Raw genomic sequence first — 3,078 nt, forward strand, 5'->3', positions numbered from 1 at the left:
GTGGACGAGGCCAAGGCGGTCGAGGTCTGGCACCTGCTCGACAAGTTCGCCAACTACGGCTTCAACAAGAGCCACGCCGCGGCCTACGCCGTGGTCAGCTACCAGACCGCCTGGCTCAAGGCGAACCACCCCGTGGAGTTCATGGCCGGCGTCATGAACTGCGACATCCACCTCACCGACAAGCTCGCCGTCTACTTCGAGGAGGTGCGCAAGGGCCTGAAGCTGCTGTGGGAGCCGCCCTGCGTGAACCGCTCCGAGGCGACGTTCACCGTGCGCGAGGGGCGGCTGGTCTACGCGCTCGGCGCGCTCAAGAACGTCGGCGTCGAGGCGATGCGGCTGATCGTGGAGGGGCGGGGCGAGACGCCCTTCGCCTCGCTCTTCGACGTTGCGCGGCGGGTGGAGCTCAAGCGCATCGGCAAGCGCCCGCTGGAGATGCTGGCGCGCGCGGGGGCCTTCGACGTGCTCGACCCGAACCGGCGGCGCGTGCTGGAAAGCCTCGATGCGCTCATGGCCTATTCGGCCGCGGTGATCGAGCAGCGGGAGTCGGCGCAGGTCTCGCTCTTCGGCGAGGCGGGCGACGATCTGCCCGAGCCCCGCCTCTCGGACGCGCCGGACTGGCTGCCGGCCGAGCGTCTGGCGGAAGAGTTCGCGGCGGTGGGCTTCTACCTCTCGGGTCACCCGCTCGACGACGACATGTCCGCGCTGCGCCGACGCGACGTTCTGACGCTCGAGGAGGTGCAGGAGCGCGTGCGGCGCGGGCCGGCGGTGGTCAAGATGGCCGGCGTCGTCGCCGGGCGGCAGGAGCGCAAGTCGGCGCGCGGCAACCGCTTCGCCTTCGCGCAGCTGTCCGATCCGACCGGCGCCTACGAGGTCACGCTCTTCTCCGAGGCACTGGAATCTTCGCGCGAGTTGCTGGAGGCGGGCACGAAGGTCGTCGTCCGCGTCGAGGCGACGCTCGAGGCCGACCAGCTGAAGCTGTTGGGCCGGGGGGTGATGCGCGCCGAGGGCGAGGTGGCGCAGGCCGGCGCCACGGGCCTGCGCATCTTCGTCGAGGCGCCGGAGGCGATCACCGCCGTCGCGGGCCTTGTCGAGGAGCCGGTGGCGCGCGGCGCGGGGCACCGCCCCGGTCCGCTGAAGCTCTGCCTGATCGGCGAGGGGCTGCCGGGGGAGGTCGAGGTCGACATCGGCGCCAGTGTTCCGGCGAGTGCCGAGATGCGCCGCGCGCTCAAGAGCCTGCCCGGCGTCCTCGATGTTCAGGAGGTCTGAGCGCCCCGTCACGGCGGCGGTTCTCGCGCTGGCCCTGGTGGGATGCGGCACGGGGGATGACCCGTCCGGCGGCGCCTTCGGGTCGGGGTCCGGCGCCGGGGGCGAAGCGCGCGAGAGCGAGCCGGCGAGGGACCGGGGCGGACGCGGGTTTCTCGCTCGGCTGCTGTCCGGCGGCGACCGTGCCGGGCCGGGCAGCCGTGACGCGCCGCCCGGCGAGACGACCGGCGCGGACGCGACCGACGCAGACCGCGATCCGGACGGCGCGCGGGGCAACGGCGTCTTCGCGCGCCTGTTCGGTGGCGGCGGCCCGCGAACCGAGGGCGGGGCCACGCTGCGCGACGTCGCGCCGGGCGAGGCGCCGGCCTACGGCACGCTCGGGCGGCTCTGCGACCTGCCCACGCGCCGGCTCGGCCAGCAGATCGGGCAATATCCCGAGCGCCGTCCGATGTATCGCCTTTACGACAGCGCACCGGGAGAGACGGCGCCGCACGCCTTCTACGTCACCGGCTTCGCCGACGGCTGCGTGCGGCAGGTGACGGCCGCCCTCGTCATGTTCGGCGCGCCGGCGACGCATGAGGCGCTGCGCTACGGACTGCCGGCAGAGACGCAGCCCTTCTCGGCCACGGACGACGCCTACGAGCGCCTCAAGCGCCGCGTCTGCGGCACCCCGCGCGGCGAGCCCTGCGGCCCGCGCATCGACCGTCTGTCACGGGACACGGTGTTCCTGAGCGTTTACGAGCGCTTCGGGGACAGCCCGACATGGAAGAACGTGCTGCTGCACGACGGCACCGTTCTTGCCGTGGACCTGAAGAGCGGCTGACGCCTTACCAGTGCGGCGGGCGGCGGTCGGCGAAGACCTCCGTGCCGCCCTCGGCTTCGCGCTCCGCCTCGCGCTGCATCAGGAGCTCCACCCGTGCGCCGAGCCGTTCGAGCGTCGCTTCCTGCCGCGCCACCACCTCGGAAAGCTCCTCAACCGTGCGGGTGAGCTCGGCGAGGTGGCGCTCGATGCGTTCCTGCCGCTCGTCCTCATCCGTCGCCATCGCCGCTGCGCCTCCTGTAGTGGTCGAGCACGAAGACCCGGATCGCCGAGGCCAGCCCGGCCTCTGCGCCGCGCGCCGTGTCGATTTCCGCGGCGAGCGCATTGATCGTGCGGCCCCGCTCCGCCGCGATCTTCCGGAACGCCTGCCAGAACGGCTCTTCCAGCGAGACCGAGGTGCGGTGGCCCCGCAGCGTCAGCGAGCGCTTGACCGGACGGGCGCTCATTCCTCGCGCTTCATCCCCTCGATCGCGCGGAAGATGCGGTCGGCCTCCGCGCGGGCCTGTGCCTTTTCGGCCCTGGTGCGGCCGAAAGCCACCGCGTTCTCGTCGGCCTGCCGCTTCGCCTCGGTCCGGGCCTTCGCCTTGCGGTAGCGGTTCAGGTTGATCGGCTGATCGGCCATGTCGCGCCTCCCTTCAGGCGGGCTTCGGCCCGATCATCGTCTCGGGCCGGACCACGCGCTCGAAGGTCGCCTCGTCCACGAAGCCGAGGCGGATCGCCTCTTCCTTCAGGGTCGTACCGTTCTTGTGGGCGGTCTTGGCGACGGTGGTGGCGTTGTCATAGCCGATCTCGGGCGCGAGCGCGGTCACCAGCATCAGCGACTCGCGCATCAGCCGGTCGATCCGCGCCTCGTCGGCCCGAAGCCCTTCGACCAGATTGTCGGTGAAGGCAGAGCAGGCGTCGCCGATCAGCTGCATGGACTGCAGCACGTTGTAGGCCATCATCGGCTTCATGACGTTCAGCTCGAAATGCCCCTGGCTGCCGGCGAAGCCCAC

The 3,078-nt window shown here is 71.7% G+C and carries 5 protein-coding genes and 1 pseudogene; 2 read left to right on the forward strand and 4 right to left on the reverse strand.

Going from position 1 to position 3,078, the window contains the following annotated elements:
• On the forward strand, positions 1–1,266 hold a 1,266-nt coding region (locus ACESL7_RS14785), incomplete at its 5' end, for a helix-hairpin-helix domain-containing protein (protein ID WP_372894061.1).
• Positions 1,250–2,086: a hypothetical protein gene (locus ACESL7_RS14790; RefSeq protein WP_372894062.1), complete on the forward strand. Its 837-nt coding sequence runs from the start codon at positions 1,250–1,252 to the stop codon at positions 2,084–2,086. The genes ACESL7_RS14785 and ACESL7_RS14790, both read left to right, overlap by 17 nt.
• 4 nt (positions 2,087–2,090) lie before the next feature.
• On the opposite strand, the gene ACESL7_RS14795 is transcribed toward ACESL7_RS14790, so the two are convergent.
• From ACESL7_RS14795 to ACESL7_RS14810, 4 genes and pseudogenes are all read right to left on the reverse strand, one after another.
• On the reverse strand, positions 2,091–2,306 hold the full coding sequence (locus tag ACESL7_RS14795; protein ID WP_372894063.1) for a SlyX family protein: 216 nt from the start codon (positions 2,304–2,306) through the stop codon (positions 2,091–2,093).
• The gene (locus ACESL7_RS14800) at positions 2,293–2,529 is read right to left on the reverse strand and encodes a ribbon-helix-helix domain-containing protein (RefSeq protein WP_372894064.1); all 237 of its coding nucleotides are present in this window, start codon (positions 2,527–2,529) and stop codon (positions 2,293–2,295) included. Before ACESL7_RS14800 ends, ACESL7_RS14795 begins: the two co-directional genes overlap by 14 nt.
• On the reverse strand, positions 2,526–2,705 hold the full coding sequence (locus tag ACESL7_RS14805; RefSeq protein WP_372894065.1) for a DUF4169 family protein: 180 nt from the start codon (positions 2,703–2,705) through the stop codon (positions 2,526–2,528). The genes ACESL7_RS14800 and ACESL7_RS14805 overlap by 4 nt, the downstream gene beginning before the upstream one ends.
• 13 nt (positions 2,706–2,718) lie before the next feature.
• Positions 2,719–3,078: pseudogene (locus tag ACESL7_RS14810) on the reverse strand (class II fumarate hydratase); the annotation flags it as partial.

The sequence above is a fragment of the Rhodosalinus sp. genome (assembly GCF_041685465.1).
GTDB lineage: Bacteria > Pseudomonadota > Alphaproteobacteria > Rhodobacterales > Rhodobacteraceae > Rhodosalinus.

Excerpts from the sequence above, each read along its gene's own strand:
- ACESL7_RS14790 (WP_372894062.1), top strand. The coding sequence starts at position 1,250 with ATGTTCAGGAGGTCTGAGCGCCCCGTCACGGCGGCGGTTCTCGCGCTG.
- ACESL7_RS14795 (WP_372894063.1), bottom strand. The coding sequence starts at position 2,306 with ATGGCGACGGATGAGGACGAGCGGCAGGAACGCATCGAGCGCCACCTC.
- ACESL7_RS14800 (WP_372894064.1), bottom strand. The coding sequence starts at position 2,529 with ATGAGCGCCCGTCCGGTCAAGCGCTCGCTGACGCTGCGGGGCCACCGC.
- ACESL7_RS14805 (WP_372894065.1), bottom strand. The coding sequence starts at position 2,705 with ATGGCCGATCAGCCGATCAACCTGAACCGCTACCGCAAGGCGAAGGCC.